Raw genomic sequence first — 16,061 nt, forward strand, 5'->3', positions numbered from 1 at the left:
ATCCTCCGCAGATTTGCATTAGCTTGAAGTTAAATCAGGAACACCTGATCCAACGCGCACATCCCGGAATGGCCACGCCGGACCGTATGTGTTCTGCGACACACATTTAGTAGTAGTCTCAGGAAACAAATTTCGAAAAGTACGTGTAACTGCCTCGGTCATCCGCAGCAGCTGTCGAGATATTCCGGCTCGGAAGGTTAATAAATGTACCGAAAGAAAGTCATCACCTCGTGGGCGGCGGCGGCCACCCTTACCCTCGCACTCTCGGCCTGTGCCAATCAGGCGGGGCCAACCACGACTGACAGCTCTGGAGCTTCCAACAAGGTCAACATCCCTTCGATCTCCAAGGTGGACGTGCCCAGTGGTGCTGTCCTGCCCAAGGGCGACGGCAAGGCCACCTGCGCTGCAACCACCACGCTGGCTTATGCCGGTGCACAGACAGGGCCAAATGCCCAGCTGGGTATCAACATCTTCAACGGCATCCAGTTGGCCATCAACCAGCACAACACCGCGAATCCCGGCTGCCAGGTCCAGTTCAAGAAGTTCGACACGGAAGGCGACCCGAACAAGGCCACTGGTCCTGTGACCCAGATGGTCAGCGAGGCTGAAATTGTTGGCGTCATCGGCCTCCCGTTCTCGGGTGAGTCGAAGGCTACCGGCAACATTTTCGAGCAAAAGGGTCTTGTCCACATCACGCCTTCGGCGACCAACCCCACCCTGACCGGGAACGGTTGGACAACGTTCTTCCGGGGACTGGGTAACGATGCCGTTCAGGGGCCGGCCGCAGCCAAGTTCCTGACCGGCAAGCTCGGCGCGAAGAAGGTCTACCTCGTCCAGGACGATTCCGATTACGGCATCGGACTGGGTACCTCGACATCAGAGGGACTGGGCACTGCACTGGTAGGGACCGAGAAGGTAACCACCGGGCAAAAGGACTTCTCGGCCGTGATTTCCAAGATCATTAACGCCAAGGCCGATGCCGTGTTCTACTCGGGGTACTACGCTGAGGGCGCACCTTTCGACCAGCAGCTTTCGGCCAAGGGATTCACCGGGACGTTCGTGGCACCTGACGGCGTCAAGGACGATCAGTTCATCAAGCAGGCCGGCGACGCGTCCAACAACGCGTACTTCACGTGCCCGTGTATCCCAGGTGAGCTGATCCCGGACTTCGCTACCGCGTACAAGGCTCTCGCCAACGGCGCAGAGCCCGGAACATATTCAATCGAGGGTTATGACGCGGCAACCGTGCTGCTGTCCGGCATCGATGCGGGCAAGCAAGCGCGTCCGGACCTGCTGTCGTGGGTCAAGTCGTACGACAAGGACGGCCTGAGCAAGCACTACAAGTGGGATGCAAAGGGCGAACTTCAGGCGCCGACTGTTTACGGCTACAAGGTGGAGAACGGCAAGATCGTTCCGATTGGTCCGATCGGCGGTTAGCCGTTCTCTGACAGCAACAGGCTGTGGGGCCAGCTTCTGCCGGCCCCACAGCCTTTTCTGACCTACCGTTTGACAGGATGTCCCAATGCTTCCTCTGCTCGTTCATTTACCGATGGAAAATGACTGGATTTCCTTCGACATTCCATCGCTTATGGAAAACTTCTGGAGCGCAACGTTTGACGGCCTGACGTTTGGCGCAATATATGCCTTGGTGGCTCTCGGCTACACCCTGGTCTACGGTGTTCTGAACCTCATCAACTTTGCGCACTCGGAAGTGTTCATCGTTGGCTGCTACGCAGTCTTCTTCACCCTCAGCAACCTGGGCTTCGGACCATCGGCTCCGAGGCTGGAATTCTGGTCCATCGTCCTGAACCTGGTGCTGGCGCTGGTGGTGGCGATGGTTGCCTCCGCGCTGACCGCTTTCCTGCTGGAGCGCGTGGCCTACAAGCCGCTCCGAAAACGGAACGCTCCCCGGCTGGTCTTCCTGATCACGGCAATCGGCGCTTCCTTCACTATCCAGTACCTGATCTACCTTTGGCGGGGCCCGAGCCCGGAATTGGCACTGACCATGTTCCGGCCTTCCCCGATCTTTGATGTCTTCGGCACCATCGTGGATTCCCAGCAGTTGGTCATCATCATCGCCGCCGTCATCATGATGGTTGCCACCGAGCGTTTCATCAGCAAGTCCAGGACCGGGCGCGGTATCCGTGCAGTGGCCCAGGACCCGGATACGGCCACCCTCATGGGCGTCAACAAAGAGCGGATTATCATCACCACGTTCGTGATCGGCGGCATCCTGGCCGGGGCCGCCGCACTGTTCTACGTCATGAAGATTCCTTCCGGCGTTCAGTACAACGGCGGGTTCGTGCTGGGCATCAAGGCGTTCGCAGCTGCTGTGCTGGGCGGGATCGGCAACGTCCGCGGCGCGCTTCTGGGCGGACTGCTCCTCGGCCTTATCGGCAATTACGGGCAGATCCTGCTCGGCAACTCCCAGTGGACCGACGTCGTCGCGTTCGTCATCCTGGTGCTGGTGCTTCTGCTCCGGCCGCAGGGTATTCTGGGCACCTCCTTGGGAAGGAGCAAAGCATGAGCATGATCGACGGACCAACACCACTTCCGGAGGCCGCAGCTGCCCAGGCAGCGGCCGACCGCGAGGCCGTAAAATCCGGACCCGGAAGCAGCGTGACACCCGAAAGACAGGGCAGGCACGGCATTTTTGGAGCCTGGGGCGACCGCTGGAACGCCTTGTCCCGCCAGCAGCAGTGGGCCTTCCTCATTATCGTGGTGGTCCTGGCCTACCTGCTGCCGGTGATCAATCCACCGATTATCACCACGGAACCCGGAAACAACTTCGCACTCGCCTGCTTCGACATGGCGCGGTTCGCACTCATCGCCGTCGGACTGAACGTGGTAGTCGGCTATGCGGGCCTCCTGGACCTTGGCTACGTGGCCTTTTTCGCCGTGGGTTCCTACTGTGCCGCGATGCTGACCAGCCCGGACTCTCCTTTCCTGCACATCCCCTACCTGTGGACAATCCCCATTGCCATGGCAGTGACCATGTTCTTCGGAGTGGTGCTCGGCGTGCCAACCCTGCGGCTTCGGGGTGACTACCTGGCCATCGTGACGCTTGGATTCGGCGAGATCGTCCGTATTCTGGCAACCATCATCCCCGCCATGAAGGGCCAGGTGGGCTTTCAGAACGTGGGCCACCCGCCGGGAACCGAGGCGGACGGGACTCCGGTTTTCTCGAATTCCAATGGCGTGCCCTGGTATTGGCTCACGCTGACCATCATCATCATCATCACCCTGCTGGTGGGCAACCTGGAACGCAGCCGGGTGGGGCGTGCCTGGATCGCTATCCGCGAAGATGAGGACGCTGCGGAGATCATGGGCGTTCCCACGTTCAAATACAAGGTTTGGGCGTTCGCGATCGGGGCAGCCATCGGTGGCCTCTCAGGCGCTTTGTTTGCCGGGCAGGTGGGCTTCGTGAACAACCAGAAATTTGACGTCACGACGTCTATCCTGTTCCTTGCGGCCGTTGTACTCGGTGGCGCCGGCAACAAGGTCGGCGCGATTCTGGGCGGCGCGATTGTCAGCTACATCCCGCTGAGGTTCACGGCAATCGCAGAGTATAAATACCTCATATTCGGCATAGCACTTGTGTTGATCATGATTTTCCGGTCCCAAGGCCTCCTCCCTGCACGGCAGCGGCTGCTCGCCTACGGCCGGACCGCATACCAAAGGCTGGCTCAAAAGGACATCACCGGACCATCGTCGGCAGGAAAACCGCCGGCCGGGGGCCCGGAGCAGGGCCGCACCCGGAAAGGAGCCCAGGCATGAGCGAGAACAACAGGTTGCCTGGAGCGCATGAGGCAATGGATCCGGCCGACGCGCAGGCCGGTCCAGACGTCGAGGCCATGGCGGAGGCCGGGGTTGAACCCGACCTCGCCGAAAAGGTTGCGCCGGATCGCGATATTTCGGCCAAGGTTGGCGAGAACATCGTTGAGGTCAAGAACCTCACCATCAAGTTCGGTGGTCTGGTGGCACTGGACAACATCAGCTTCAACATCAGGCGCGGCGAAATCCTTGGACTGATTGGACCCAACGGGGCTGGGAAGACCACGTGCTTCAATGCCATGACCGGCGTGTACAAACCAACAAGCGGCCAGGTGGTACTTGAAGGCCAGATCATCAACGGGCTAAAGCAGCACAAGATCACCAGGCTGGGGCTGTCACGGACATTCCAGAACATCCGGCTTTTCGGCGAGATGACTGCCCTGGAAAACGTTGTGGTGGGTCTGGACGCCAGGCACCGGACCAGCGTTGGCGGGGCATTGCTGAGGCTCCCAACCCACGTCCGGGAGGAGAAATCGGCGATCGAGCGTGGAATGGCTTTGCTTGACTTTGTTGGCATCGGTGACCACGCGCACTTCCTGTCGCGCCACTTGCCCTATGGCTACCAGCGCCGTCTGGAGATAGCTCGTGCCCTGGCCACAGATCCCAAGGTTCTGTGCCTGGATGAGCCTGCGGCCGGATTTAATCCGGCTGAGAAGGAAGAACTGATGGCTCTCATCCGCACCATTCGGGACGAAGGCTACACGGTCCTTTTGATTGAGCATGACATGAAGCTGGTGATGGGCGTGACGGACCGGATCGTGGTCCTGGAGTTTGGTAAGAAGATTGCCGATGGCCTGCCACGGGCCATCCGTGAAGACCCGCGGGTTATTGCGGCCTACCTGGGGGAGCCCGAAGATGACGTTGCTTGAAGTCGAAGAGATCTCCGTTTTCTACGGACGTATCCGCGCCATCCGGAACATGTCGTTTTCGGTCAACGAAGGCGAGGTTGTGTCGCTGATCGGCGCGAACGGAGCCGGCAAGACGACCACTATGCGGACAATCTCCGGGATCCTTAATCCTGCCGCCGGCAAAATTACGTTTGCCGGTGAGGACATCACCAAGATGAAGGCCCATGTCAGGGTTGTACGCGGCATCTCGCAGGCTCCGGAGGGGCGCGGAATTTTTCCGGGCATGACCGTGATGGAAAACCTGGACATGGGAACCTTCGGCAGAAAGGACAGGGCCGGAGTGCCGCAGGATCTCGAGCGCGTATTTGACCTGTTCCCCAGACTTAAGGAACGGATCAAGCAATACGGTGGCACCATGTCCGGCGGCGAACAGCAGATGCTGGCGATCGGCCGGGCCTTGATGTCCAATCCGAAACTTCTGCTCCTTGACGAGCCTTCCATGGGGCTGGCACCGCAATTCATCCGCCAGATCTTCAAGATCATCAGGGAGATCAACCAGCAAGGCACAACGGTGCTCATGGTTGAACAGAACGCCAACCAGGCGCTGGCCGGCGCCCATCGCGCGTTTGTCCTAGAGACCGGGGAGATCACGCACAGCGGCACCGGAAAGGAACTCTTGGCCAACCCCGCCATCAAAGAGGCCTATCTGGGGGTTGGCTGAGGAATACCTTGCCGCATCACGGTTAGGTTGCGGCGGCCTGGGTGGGGAACTAATCGCTGCGTGGGTACGTGGAAATTGGTAGCGTGGTTCGTAAGTCACGACTCAACCCTTTACTTGGAGGACACCAGCAATGGCACTTGGCGGAAACCCGATCTTCAACGGAAAGAATTTCCGTGGAGCGACGCAGGCACCGCGTGTCCCGCAGGCGCCCTACGGGCAGGCCCAGTCCGGCCAGCAGCCTTATGGCCAGCGGGCTCCCGGCCAGGTCATGGATCCCCAGAACGGTTGGGGCCAGCAGCAGAACATGACCGATGAGCAGTTGCGCCAGATGTACAACCAGCCGGCAGCCGGACCTGCGGACACCGGCCGCATGACGTTCGACGACGTCATCGTTAAGACCGCATCATGCCTGGGCGTCCTGATGGTCGGCGCCGCAGTCACCCTTTTCGTCAGCATGGGGCTTGCATCAATGCTGATGATCGTCGGTGCACTGGGCGGCTTTGTCCTGGCGCTGGTGAACACCTTCAAGAAGCAGCCGTCACCGGCTTTGATTCTTGCTTATGCCGGACTCGAAGGACTGTTTCTCGGCGGGCTCACACGCATTCTCGACCTGATGTACCCGGGCGTCGGGCTGCAGGCCGTCATCGGTACGCTGTCAGTCTTCGCCGTGACCCTGCTCCTATTCAAGAGCGGCAAGGTCCGGGCCACTCCCAAGGCCATGCGCTTCTTCATGATTGCCACCATCGGCTATGCAGTTTTTGCCATCGTCAACATGGTCATGATGTGGACCGGTGCCGTGGATTCCCCGTTTGGACTGCGCACCAGCGTGCATATCTTCGGTATCCCGCTGGGCGTCTTCATCGGCATCCTGGCCATCGGCCTGGCTGCTTTCTCCCTGATCATGGACTTCACCAGCATCGAAGCCGGCGTGCAGAGCGGCGCTCCGCAGCGCTTCTCCTGGACGGCAGCGTTTGGGCTGACGGTCACGCTGGTGTGGCTCTACGTGGAGATCATCCGGCTGCTCGCCATCCTCCGCGGCGACGACTAACGCCCAGCGGAAGTTCCGCCGTCGTAATTCTGTCCAATAAGAAGAGGGCCCCACCGATGCATTTCGCATCAGGTGGGGCCCTCTTTTTTATGCGTATCCGCGCTAGCAAATGCGCATGGCTCCTGCTGCCGGGGTCACCGTGAAGATGTCAGGGGCCGTGTAGCCGGCGTCTGCGAAGGCACGTACGACGGCGGCGCGCACCTGCTGCTCCGACGTCACCGGCGTGAGGGCGATCGCTGCCCCGCCGAAGCCACCGCCGGTCATCCGGGCGCCGATTGCGCCGTTGGCGCGGGAGGTGGCCACCGCCAGATCCAGCTCCGGGCAGGAGATCTCAAAGTCGTCCCGCATGGAAACGTGGCTGGCGTCCAGCAGGGCACCAATGGAAACGGGGCCCGCACTGGCCAGCAGCTCCACGGTCTGCAGCACCCGGTCGTTTTCCGTCACGATATGGCGCACGCGCCGGTAGGTGACCTCGTCCAGGAGGCCGGCGGCTTCTTCCAGGTCCTCCAACCGGACGTCACGCAGTGCCTTCACGCCCAGGACCTCGGCCCCCAGTTCGCAGGACGCACGGCGGGAGGCGTAGCCGCCGTCGGAGTGTGAGTGGGAGACCTTGGTGTCGATGACCAGCATCACCAGCCCCGCTGGTTCTGCTTCGAAGGGAACCAGCTGGACGCTTTGGTCGCGGCAATCCAGGAACACGGCATGCCCCTTGGAGCCGCGCAGCGACGCTGACTGGTCCATGATGCCGGTGGGGGCGCCGACAAAGTCGTTCTCGGCGCGCTGCGTGGTGAGGACCATCTCCTCGGGTTCAAGCCCGGCTCCCGTCAGGTCGTTCAGGGCTGAGATGACCGCGCATTCGATGGCGTGCGATGAGGACAGGCCGGCGCCCAGGGGAACGGTGGAATCAAGCAACAAGTCCACGCCCGGAACGGTGATGCCCTGCTGCTGCAACGCCCACATCACACCGAGCGGATACTTCGTCCAGCCCTTGGCGGAAGCCGCGTCCAAAGAGCCGAGGTCGGCGCTGACCATGCCGTGGTCACCATAAGTGGACAGGAGCCGGACCGTAGAGTCCGCACGGACTCCGACGGCCACCCGGGCGGTCTTGTCGATCGCGAACGGGAGCACAAACCCTTCGTTGTAGTCGGTGTGCTCGCCGATGAGGTTCACGCGTCCCGGTGCCTGCCAGACGCCGTCGGGCAGCCTGCCGAACTCCTGCTCGAAGCGGGCGGCCAGATCCGCCATGCCGGGCTGTGCTGTGCTCAGGTTCGCCGTCCCGGGTTCCGGCGGGCTGGCCAGCTGGGCAATCAATGGGTCAGGGGAGGCGCTCACGCGTGTGCTCCTTCAGGCAGTGCCCCGTGAGGGGCGGGGGCGGTCGTGTCGGGGAACGGGCTGGACTCGGGGACCACCACGGCACGGAGCCGCTCCGCGACGCTTTCCGGGGTGGTGTCGTTGATGAAGGCGCCCATAGCGGCCTCGGAGCCGGCCAGGAACTTGAGCTTGTCCGCTGCCCGGCGGGGCGACGTCAGCTGGAGGTGCAGGTAGCTTGCGGGGCGCAGGAGGTCGTCGAGGGGGGCCTGGTGCCAGGCTGATATGTAGGGTGTCGGCGTCGGATACAGCGCATCCAGCCGTTTAAGCAGGTGAAGGTAGACATGCGCCAGTTCGTCCCTTTCCTCCCCGCTCAGGGCGGCCAGGTCGGGCACCTGCCGGTGCGGCACCAGGTGGATCTCCAACGGCCAGCGGGCAGCGAACGGTACGTAGGCGCTGAAGTTCTCGCCCTCCATCACCATTCGGCTCCCGTCCTCCCGTTCTGCGCGCAGCAGCGAGCCCGTGAGCGTCTGCCGCCCGTCGGACCCATCGTAGAACTTGCGTGCTGCCGCGCCGATGACCCCTGCGCGGGGCGTGATGTAAGGGTACGCATAGATCTGCCCGTGCGGGTGGTGAAGCGTGACACCGATGTCGGCCCCGCGGTTTTCGAACGGGAACACCTGCTTGATCCCCGGCAGGTTGCTGAGGGCTTCGGTGCGGTGCGCCAACGCCTCTACAACAGTCCGGGCGCGCGCCTCACTCAGGCCGCTGAAGGATCCCGTGTGCTCGGGCGTGAACGCCACTACTTCGCAGCGTCCGTATGCGGGCCCCGTGGTGCCCCAGGCCGGGGCGGACGGCACAGGTCCCACCGCCGGACCCAGCGACGGGAAGCGGTTTTCAAACACCACAACGTCGTAGTCGGGGGCGGGGATCTCGGAGGGGTTGTTCGGCGTGGTGGGACAGATGGGGCACTGGTCGGCCGGCGGGAGGTGCGTGCGGGACTGCCGGTGGGCTGCGACGGCCACCCACTCGTCGCTGAGGGCATCGAACCGGACCTCGCCGGGCTGACCGCGCTCCGGCAGCGGCCGGTGATCGGTGGTGGTGGACGCTGTGCGGGGCTGGGCGGTTGCGCCGTCGTCGAAGTAGATCAGCTCCCGGCCATCGGCGAGCGTTGTGGCGGTGATACCTGTCATGGCGGGGGTCCTTTGCGTGCTGGTGCCGGCAGATGGCGGGCGTCCGTTGCCTCGATCATCCCACATTTCGCTCAAAAAAGAATAGTTTCACACAAAAGATAACATTTGCGGCAATGGCAGGCCGGCCGTGCCCCTGTTACGGTGGTGCTCATGACTTCGAGTGCAACCCCGGACACGGGCATTCCCGCCGGATTCCAGACCTACGCCACCGGCCGGCAGTACGAGCTCCGCAGGGGTGACGCGTCGGCCGTAGTGACGGAGCTTGCCGCCGGCCTGCGGCTTTACAGCCGCGCAGGTATCCTGCTCACCGAGACGTATGGGGACGCAGAGATTTCTGCTGGTGCCGCCGGGATCACTCTCGCGCCCTGGGCAAACAGGGTGGAGGACGGGGTCTGGTACCTCGACGGAAAGAAGCAACAGCTGGACATCACGGAGGTTTCGCGGAACAACGCCAGCCATGGACTGCTCCGCAACTCCGCCTACAGTCTGGTTGATGAGTCGCAATATTCAGTGACCCTCGAGGCGACGGTCTTCCCGCAGCATGGCTACCCGTTCCTGGTGCGGCACCGGGTCCAGTACCTCCTGACTGAGGATCTTGGCTTGGAAGTCCGCCAGACGCTGGTCAACGATTCCAACGCCCCGGCGCCGTTCGTCCTGGGCGCCCACCCATACCTGCGGCTGGGCGATGCCGACGTGGATCACTTGACCCTGACCGTTGCCGCCGATACCCGCCTGGTGGCGGACGAACGCCTGATCCCGCGCAGCTCCGAACCCGTTAGCGGGGACAGTGACTTCCGCAACGGTCAACGGCTGGGGGGCCTCGAGGTCGACGTCGCCTTGACGGACATAACGTTCGACGGCGGGGCGGCCCGCCATGTGCTCAGTGCACCTGACGGCCGCAGCGTGACCTTGTGGCAGGACGAATCCTGCGGCTACGTCCACATCTTCGTGACAACCGAACTGCCTGGCAGGCCCAAGGCGGTGGCCATCGAACCCATGACGGGTCCGGCCAATGCCTTCAACTCCGGTGACGGGCTGCGCTGGCTCCCGGCCGGGGAAGCGTTCACGATGGCCTGGGGGATAGAGGCTGCCCTGGACGGGGCCGGGTAGCCGTTTCGCATAAGGGCCGGTGCTGAGGAAGTATTAGGCTATGACGCCAGACAAGGACGCCGCCCCATCCGATTCATTGCCCACAGGCACGCTGCCTGCTACGGACCGGCCGGTGGAAACTGCCGCCCCGGGCAGCCTGCGGGCGGACCGGGATCTGGAGCAGGACATTCCGTACGGCATCCGGATCGCAGCGTCGTGGGCATGGCGGCTCGGCCTCATCCTGCTGATGGCTGGTGCCCTGGTCTGGCTGTTCAGCCGGATCAGCTTCCTGATCATTCCCGTGATGGTGGCCGCACTGCTGGCCGGGCTGCTGAGCCCCGTGGTGCGCTGGCTTAGCAGGAGGCGGCTGCCAACCGGTGCCGCGGTGGCCATCACGGTGGTGGGTTTCATCGGAGTGATCGTTGGTGCCCTTGCCCTGGTGGGCCGCCAGCTGACTTCAGGTTTTGGCGAACTGTGGTCCCAGTCGTTGACGGGTGTGAAGCAGATCCAGGACTGGCTGGCCGATGGACCCCTGCACCTCACCGCCGACCAGATCGACCAGTACCTCAAAGAAGCCTCCACCGCACTCCAGGACAACAGCAGCAGCATCCTCAGCGGTGCGTTGTCCTTTGGCAGCACTGCGGGCCACTTCGCCGCGGGAATGGTGCTGGCGCTGTTCATCCTGATCTTCTTCCTACTCGAAGGCGACAGGATTTGGGCCTTCCTGGTGCGCCTCCTCCCGAAGAAGGCACGTGCGGCAACCTTCGGTGCCGGTCGTAAGGGCTGGGCCTCCATGGTCAGCTACGCACGGATCCAGATGTTTGTTGCCTTTGTTGACGCGGTAGGCATCGGCGCCGGCGCGGCCATCATCGGGGTGCCGCTGGCCCTGCCGTTGAGCGTGCTCGTGTTCATCGGCTCCTTTATCCCGGTGGTCGGTGCTCTGGTGACCGGGGCCATCGCCGTCCTCCTGGCCCTGGTGGCCAACGGTCCGGTCAATGCCCTGATCATGCTGGCTATCGTGCTGTTGGTCCAGCAGCTGGAGAGCCACATCCTCCAACCACTCGTGATGGGCAAGGCCGTGTCCCTGCATCCGGTGGCTGTGATCCTCTCCGTGGCCGCGGGTTCGTACCTTGCGGGTATCCCCGGCGCGCTGTTCTCGGTGCCCATCCTCGCCGTAGCAAACTCCGCGATTCGCTACATCGCGGCCAGAACGTGGGAACATGAACAGGTGCTGGCAATCCCCGGTGGGACAGTGACGCCAGGCCTGGACCATGATGACTTCATCAGGGATGTCCGGTTGCCGGGCGGCAGGCCCAAGCGTGGCAAGGAAGCCGCAGCCAGCACAGAAGCAGCCAATCCGGACGCCGAGGCCTGAGATGAGCCAAGGCGCCGGAGCCGTATCCACCCAAGGAGCATAAGTCCGTGAACACCCTTGAAACCCTTCCCGTCACGCTGGACGATGTCCTGGAGGCGCAGAAGCTGCTCGAGGGGATTATTATGCGGACCCCCGTGGAATCGTCACGGGCCCTGGGCGGGATGGTGGGCGGCGACGTCTTCTTCAAGTGCGAAAACCTGCAGCGGGCGGGATCATTCAAGGTCCGCGGTGCGTATGTCCGCATGGCCAAGCTCTCGGCCGAGGAGAAAAAGCGGGGGGTGGTGGCGGCATCAGCCGGCAACCACGCCCAGGGTGTGGCCGTAGCAGCCAAAAGCCTGGGCATCAAAGCCCGCATCTACATGCCGCTGGGCGTAGCCCTTCCGAAACTGGCGGCCACCCGCAGCCACGGCGCAGAAGTCATCCTCCACGGCCACAACGTGGATGAGGCCCTCGCCGAGGCGCAGCGCTACGCCGACGAATCCGGCATGGTGTTTGTGCACCCCTTTGACAACGTGGATGTGGTGTCCGGCCAGGGAACCATAGGCCTGGAGATTCTTGAGCAGATCCCCAACGTGGACACCATCCTGATGGGAGTGGGCGGCGGCGGGCTGCTGGCCGGAGTCGCTGTGGCCGTCAAGGCCCGGGCCAGGGAACTTGGCCGGGAAATCCGCATCATCGGTGTCCAGGCCGAAAACGCTGCGGCTTATCCGCCGTCACTCGCCGCCGACGCACTGGTTCCGCTGAAGAAAGTGTCCACCATGGCTGACGGTATCGCCGTGGGTCGGCCCGGACAGCTGCCCTTCAGCATCATCCGTGAGCTCGTGGATGATGTTGTCACGGTCAGCGAGGATTCCCTGGCGCGGGCCCTGATCTTCTTGCTGGAACGGGCGAAGATGGTGGTGGAACCCGCCGGGGCGGTGGGGGTGGCCGCCTTGATGGATGGCAAAATCGAAAACCCCGGGACTACGGCCGTGATCCTGTCCGGCGGCAACATCGATCCGATGCTGATGCTTAAAGTCATCCAGCGGGGCCTGTCCGCCGCCGGGCGCTACATGACAGTTCGGATGATGCTGGATGACCGGCCGGGCTCGCTGGCCACCATCGCCCGCATCATCGCCGAAAACGATGCGAACGTCACTGGCCTGGACCATACCCGTGTTGGCGGCTCCATCAGCATGGGCGACGTTTCCATCACCGTGAACCTCGAAACCAAGGGCCACGAACATTGTGAGCAGGTCCTCGGCGCCCTCCGTGCCGAGGGCTTCCAGCCCATTGTGGTGCATTAGGAACAGCCATGCTTGACGCGATGGGGGACGGAAAGCCGCGGAACCGGGAAACCAAAGCCGCGCGGGCTAGAGGAGGGCTGCTGGTGGCCGGCGGCTTTGTGGCCCTGCTTTTTGTCATCGAACTGTTCAACATGCTGACCCTGCACGCCCTGAACCGGACCTTCGGGCTCCGGCCGCGGTCCGCTGACGGGTTGCTGGACATCCTGACGTTCCCGCTGCTGCACGCCAATCTGAACCATCTGCTGTCCAATGCCCTGCCCCTGATCGTCTTCGGCTTCCTGGTGTTCCTGTCCGGCGTGCGGGTGTTCCTGACGGCCCTCGGATTCAGCTGGCTCGGCTCCGGGCTGACGGTGTGGCTGATTGGCGACGGCGGCATCACAGTTGGCGCCTCCGGCCTGGTTTTCGGGTTGTTCGCCTTCCTTTTGGTGCGGGGTTTCTTCAACCACAGCTGGCGGCAGATCCTGCTCGCCGTGGTGCTGTTCATGGTTTACGGCGGTATCCTGCTGGGTGTGTTGCCGATCATGGGCAGCTACATCTCCTGGCAGGCGCACCTCGGCGGGGCGGCAGGGGGAGTTGTAGCTGCCCTGTTGCTGCGCCCCAAGCACGCAAAAACGTCGGCCTCCTGAAGGGGACCGACGTTTGGCCAGGCCTGCAAGGCCTGAGGTGCGTTCAGTGTGACGCGTTAGCCTGCATACGGCTTGGCGGAGATGATTTCCACCGCGATGTCCTTGCCGTTCGGCGCAGTGTAACTGAGCTTCGCACCCTCTTTGTGGCCGACGATTGCGGCGCCAAGGGGTGACTTCTCGCTGAACACGTCCAGATCGGAATCGCCGGCGATTTCGCGGGACCCCAGCAGGAATGTCTCTTCGTCGCCGGCGATCAGGGCAACAACGAGCATGCCGGGCTCGACGATGCCGTCGTCAGCGGGGGACTCGCCCACGTGGGCATCTCGCAGGAGTGCGGTCAGCTGGCGGATCCGGGCTTCGATCTTGCCCTGCTCTTCCTTGGCCGCATGGTAGCCGCCGTTTTCCTTCAGGTCGCCCTCTTGCCGGGCAGCTTCAATCTTCTGGACAATCTCCGCACGGCCAGGGCCGGAAAGGTGGTCCAGCTCTGCCTTCAGGCGGTCAAAAGCTTCCTGGGTGAGCCAGGCTGCAGGCGCGCTGTTGGTGGTAGACACGGACTTCTCCTAATGGTCATACATGCAAAAGACCCCGCAACGGTGGCCACTTGTGGAACTCAGCAACCAACTCAGCGGGGTAAAGGTATTGACCCATTGTAGTCAATACTCTGGACATACCCAACCGGGATATTGCGCAGATCACATGGTGCTACGTCCCGGCGCGCGTAATCCAGCAGGCGTCCACGACGCCGGAAACGGACAAGGACTCCGTCCGAAGGGCCACGCGCTGCGAAACTGTCCTTCCGCCGTCGGCCGTTCCGTTAGCTGCTCCCGGCGGGATGTCCACGACTTTCCAACCCACCACGGCGAACTTGGAGTCGAGGGCCTTCACAGCGCACTTGACGGCCGTTCCCGGGTCCCTGGTGACCTGGAAATCAACCTCTGCCGCAGTGGCGTCAATGGTGCTGAAACCGACGTCTTTGAACGTCACGTCCGAGACAGCGTTCGACGTGGAGACCCAGGCCATAAACCCAACTCCGGCCGCCAGCGCCGCTACGGCGATGCCACGTTTGACCGCCGGCCGGAGGGACGGCTTTTTACTGCCATAACGATTGGCTAGGCTAGTGTCTGCAGGCGGGGACACGGCGGGCTGATCCTGGGTAGTCACCAGTCCAGTTTAGTTCGGTTCCGGCCCATGGCTGTCCGTGGCGGATCCGCACCCCTCTACCGCGCAGCTATTTCGCCTGTCCCGTTATGCAATCCCGTCAGTCCAGTGGCCGTCACAGCAGCCGCAGAAGAATAAGGAGCCGTCCTTCGATGACAGCGTCCACGCATACCCCGGCACCGCTGAGGCTGCTAGCCGTTCATGCGCACCCGGACGACGAGTCCAGCAAGGGCGCGGCCACCATGGCCATGTACGCCGCCTCCGGGGTGGAAGTCATGGTGGCCACCTGCACCGACGGATCCCGCGGCGATATCCAGAATCCTGCCGTGGAAGCTGAGCCGCATCCCAAACGGGACATGGCAGGGGCGCGCCGGCTGGAGATGGACCAGGCGGCCAAGGTACTTGGCATCCAGCAGCGCTGGCTGGGATTCACGGACTCCGGGCTGCCCGAGGGCGATCCACTGCCGCCGCTGCCCGCCGGATCCTTCTCCGTCCAGCCGCTGGAGCGCGCCGCGGCGCCGCTGGTGCGGCTGGTCCGGGACTTCAAGCCGCAGGTGATCGTCAGCTACGACGAAAACGGGGGCTACCCGCACCCGGACCACATCATGGCGCACCGGGTGGCGGTGGAGGCGTTTGCGGCCGCGGGTGACCCGGACAGGTATCCGGACGCCGGAGCGGCCTGGGAACCCAGCAAGCTCTACTACGACAGGGCCTTCAGCCCGGACCGGTTCCGCGCACTGCATTTTGCCCTGGAGGAAGCGGGCCTGCAGTCCCCGTACGCCCAGCGGCTTGCCGCCTGGCTGGAAACGGACGCGGAGGGCCACACGCCGCCGCAGGGTGCCCATGCCACCACCACGCAGATCGACTGCGGCGACTTTTTTGAGGCCCGCGACGACGCCCTCCGCGCCCACCGCACGCAGGTGGATCCGCTGGGGTTCTTCTTTGCCGTCTCGGCCGAGATGCAGCGCCGCGTCTGGCCGTGGGAAGACTACTCCCTGATCGAGTCCAGGGTCCCCGCAGTATTGCCCGAAAAGGACCTTTTCGCCGGGCTAAGATAGAAACGGCAATCTATTCTATGTCGTGTAGAAAAGCAGTGGGCTGGTCCGGGTCCCGCGGACCCGCATCCGGAATCCCCGGCTGCCTGCCCATCAGTTTCCACAGAAGGTTTGAACCGTGCATCACTTGCTCCTCGCCCTGACCACCACGCCCTCTCCGCTGCCGACACCCGGCCTGCGTGAGGGCATCTCCGAGGACCAGATCACCCCGGGCCTGTGGGGCTTCATCATGACGGCCTTTTTTGTGCTGGCCACGACGCTGCTGATTGTGGACATGGTCCGCCGCATCCGCCGTGTCCGCTACCGCGCGCAGGTGGAAGAGGAACGCCAGGCGGCGGCCGCGGCTGCGGACATCGAAGCCGCCGACGACCACGACGGACTCAGTGCTGCCGGGGAGCCGGATGCCGAAGGCGGCGAGGCTGGCCCCGAAAGCAACGGGCAGGGCCAGCCGGCCGATCGGTCCCGGCCCCGCGACTAAGGCGGACCGACCTCCCGCGCACCCACAGGTTTCCGCCAGTTC

Annotated in this window: 16 protein-coding genes; 12 read left to right on the plus strand and 4 right to left on the minus strand. The window is 63.2% G+C overall.

The window, feature by feature from the left end:
* The first annotated feature begins 204 nt into the window (after positions 1 to 204).
* The 6 genes from ACQCSV_RS06570 to ACQCSV_RS06595 all read left to right on the plus strand — a co-directional run bounded on the left by ACQCSV_RS06570 (position 205) and on the right by ACQCSV_RS06595 (position 6,451).
* Positions 205 to 1,437 carry a branched-chain amino acid ABC transporter substrate-binding protein gene (locus ACQCSV_RS06570; RefSeq protein WP_354153939.1) on the plus strand — a complete coding sequence of 411 codons (1,233 nt, stop codon included), beginning with the start codon at positions 205 to 207 and terminating at the stop codon, positions 1,435 to 1,437.
* An 85-nt stretch (positions 1,438 to 1,522) separates the two neighbouring features.
* On the plus strand, positions 1,523 to 2,527 hold the full coding sequence (locus ACQCSV_RS06575) for a branched-chain amino acid ABC transporter permease (RefSeq protein WP_354153938.1): 1,005 nt from the start codon (positions 1,523 to 1,525) through the stop codon (positions 2,525 to 2,527).
* On the plus strand, positions 2,524 to 3,777 hold the full coding sequence (locus ACQCSV_RS06580; protein WP_354153937.1) for a branched-chain amino acid ABC transporter permease: 1,254 nt from the start codon (positions 2,524 to 2,526) through the stop codon (positions 3,775 to 3,777). Before ACQCSV_RS06575 ends, ACQCSV_RS06580 begins: the two co-directional genes overlap by 4 nt.
* 77 nt (positions 3,778 to 3,854) lie before the next feature.
* Positions 3,855 to 4,703 carry an ABC transporter ATP-binding protein gene (locus tag ACQCSV_RS06585; protein WP_354154212.1) on the plus strand — a complete coding sequence of 283 codons (849 nt, stop codon included), beginning with the start codon at positions 3,855 to 3,857 and terminating at the stop codon, positions 4,701 to 4,703.
* Positions 4,690 to 5,403 (plus strand): ABC transporter ATP-binding protein, encoded by a 714-nt coding sequence (locus tag ACQCSV_RS06590; RefSeq protein ID WP_426939366.1) that lies wholly within the window; start codon positions 4,690 to 4,692, stop codon positions 5,401 to 5,403. Before ACQCSV_RS06585 ends, ACQCSV_RS06590 begins: the two co-directional genes overlap by 14 nt.
* Positions 5,404 to 5,533: 130 nt before the next feature.
* On the plus strand, positions 5,534 to 6,451 hold the full coding sequence (locus ACQCSV_RS06595) for a Bax inhibitor-1/YccA family membrane protein (RefSeq protein WP_354153936.1): 918 nt from the start codon (positions 5,534 to 5,536) through the stop codon (positions 6,449 to 6,451).
* A gap of 102 nt (positions 6,452 to 6,553) precedes the next feature.
* Here the strand turns inward: ACQCSV_RS06595 and galK are convergent, their stop codons facing one another.
* Complete coding sequence (galK, locus tag ACQCSV_RS06600) at positions 6,554 to 7,696, minus strand: galactokinase (protein WP_426939535.1); 1,143 nt, start codon at positions 7,694 to 7,696, stop codon at positions 6,554 to 6,556.
* An 83-nt stretch (positions 7,697 to 7,779) separates the two neighbouring features.
* A complete protein-coding gene (gene galT / locus ACQCSV_RS06605) occupies positions 7,780 to 8,952 on the minus strand; it encodes a galactose-1-phosphate uridylyltransferase (RefSeq protein ID WP_426939367.1) in 1,173 nt (390 codons plus the stop codon).
* A gap of 150 nt (positions 8,953 to 9,102) precedes the next feature.
* On the opposite strand from galT, the gene ACQCSV_RS06610 reads away from it, so the two are divergent.
* The 4 genes from ACQCSV_RS06610 to ACQCSV_RS06625 are packed head-to-tail and all read left to right on the plus strand — an operon-like array spanning position 9,103 to position 13,328.
* Positions 9,103 to 10,062 carry an aldose 1-epimerase family protein gene (locus tag ACQCSV_RS06610; protein WP_426939368.1) on the plus strand — a complete coding sequence of 320 codons (960 nt, stop codon included), beginning with the start codon at positions 9,103 to 9,105 and terminating at the stop codon, positions 10,060 to 10,062.
* A 40-nt stretch (positions 10,063 to 10,102) separates the two neighbouring features.
* Positions 10,103 to 11,416 (plus strand): AI-2E family transporter, encoded by a 1,314-nt coding sequence (locus ACQCSV_RS06615; protein ID WP_426939369.1) that lies wholly within the window; start codon positions 10,103 to 10,105, stop codon positions 11,414 to 11,416.
* 47 nt (positions 11,417 to 11,463) lie between these two features.
* Positions 11,464 to 12,702 carry a threonine ammonia-lyase gene (gene ilvA, locus ACQCSV_RS06620; protein WP_056343503.1) on the plus strand — a complete coding sequence of 413 codons (1,239 nt, stop codon included), beginning with the start codon at positions 11,464 to 11,466 and terminating at the stop codon, positions 12,700 to 12,702.
* Between the two features lie 8 nt (positions 12,703 to 12,710).
* Positions 12,711 to 13,328, plus strand: a complete 618-nt coding sequence (locus tag ACQCSV_RS06625; protein WP_354153931.1) for a rhomboid family intramembrane serine protease — start codon at positions 12,711 to 12,713, stop codon at positions 13,326 to 13,328.
* 56 nt (positions 13,329 to 13,384) lie between these two features.
* Here the strand turns inward: ACQCSV_RS06625 and greA are convergent, their stop codons facing one another.
* The gene (gene greA / locus ACQCSV_RS06630) at positions 13,385 to 13,879 is read right to left on the minus strand and encodes a transcription elongation factor GreA (RefSeq protein WP_354153930.1); all 495 of its coding nucleotides are present in this window, start codon (positions 13,877 to 13,879) and stop codon (positions 13,385 to 13,387) included.
* 151 nt (positions 13,880 to 14,030) lie between these two features.
* Positions 14,031 to 14,489 carry a DUF4307 domain-containing protein gene (locus ACQCSV_RS06635; RefSeq protein WP_354157757.1) on the minus strand — a complete coding sequence of 153 codons (459 nt, stop codon included), beginning with the start codon at positions 14,487 to 14,489 and terminating at the stop codon, positions 14,031 to 14,033.
* A 149-nt stretch (positions 14,490 to 14,638) separates the two neighbouring features.
* Here ACQCSV_RS06635 and mca point away from each other — a divergent pair, with 149 nt between their 5' ends.
* Together mca and ACQCSV_RS06645 are read left to right on the plus strand one after the other, a co-directional pair.
* On the plus strand, positions 14,639 to 15,544 hold the full coding sequence (gene mca, locus ACQCSV_RS06640) for a mycothiol conjugate amidase Mca (protein WP_426939370.1): 906 nt from the start codon (positions 14,639 to 14,641) through the stop codon (positions 15,542 to 15,544).
* A 115-nt stretch (positions 15,545 to 15,659) separates the two neighbouring features.
* Complete coding sequence (locus tag ACQCSV_RS06645; RefSeq protein WP_426939371.1) at positions 15,660 to 16,019, plus strand: hypothetical protein; 360 nt, start codon at positions 15,660 to 15,662, stop codon at positions 16,017 to 16,019.
* The last annotated feature ends 42 nt before the right edge of the window (positions 16,020 to 16,061 follow it).

It is taken from the genome of Pseudarthrobacter sp. S3 (genome assembly GCF_050156905.1).
GTDB lineage: Bacteria > Actinomycetota > Actinomycetes > Actinomycetales > Micrococcaceae > Arthrobacter.

Bases quoted from the DNA above. Each gene is read 5' to 3' on its own strand.
- ACQCSV_RS06570 (WP_354153939.1), top strand. From the start codon at position 205: ATGTACCGAAAGAAAGTCATCACCTCGTGGGCGGCGGCGGCCACCCTT.
- mca (WP_426939370.1), top strand. From the start codon at position 14,639: ATGACAGCGTCCACGCATACCCCGGCACCGCTGAGGCTGCTAGCCGTT.
- galK (WP_426939535.1), bottom strand. From the start codon at position 7,696: ATGGCGGATCTGGCCGCCCGCTTCGAGCAGGAGTTCGGCAGGCTGCCC.
- ACQCSV_RS06590 (WP_426939366.1), top strand. From the start codon at position 4,690: ATGACGTTGCTTGAAGTCGAAGAGATCTCCGTTTTCTACGGACGTATC.
- ACQCSV_RS06625 (WP_354153931.1), top strand. From the start codon at position 12,711: ATGCTTGACGCGATGGGGGACGGAAAGCCGCGGAACCGGGAAACCAAA.
- ACQCSV_RS06610 (WP_426939368.1), top strand. From the start codon at position 9,103: ATGACTTCGAGTGCAACCCCGGACACGGGCATTCCCGCCGGATTCCAG.
- ACQCSV_RS06615 (WP_426939369.1), top strand. From the start codon at position 10,103: ATGACGCCAGACAAGGACGCCGCCCCATCCGATTCATTGCCCACAGGC.
- ACQCSV_RS06585 (WP_354154212.1), top strand. From the start codon at position 3,855: ATGGCGGAGGCCGGGGTTGAACCCGACCTCGCCGAAAAGGTTGCGCCG.
- galT (WP_426939367.1), bottom strand. From the start codon at position 8,952: ATGACAGGTATCACCGCCACAACGCTCGCCGATGGCCGGGAGCTGATC.
- ACQCSV_RS06580 (WP_354153937.1), top strand. From the start codon at position 2,524: ATGAGCATGATCGACGGACCAACACCACTTCCGGAGGCCGCAGCTGCC.
- ACQCSV_RS06575 (WP_354153938.1), top strand. From the start codon at position 1,523: ATGCTTCCTCTGCTCGTTCATTTACCGATGGAAAATGACTGGATTTCC.
- ACQCSV_RS06595 (WP_354153936.1), top strand. From the start codon at position 5,534: ATGGCACTTGGCGGAAACCCGATCTTCAACGGAAAGAATTTCCGTGGA.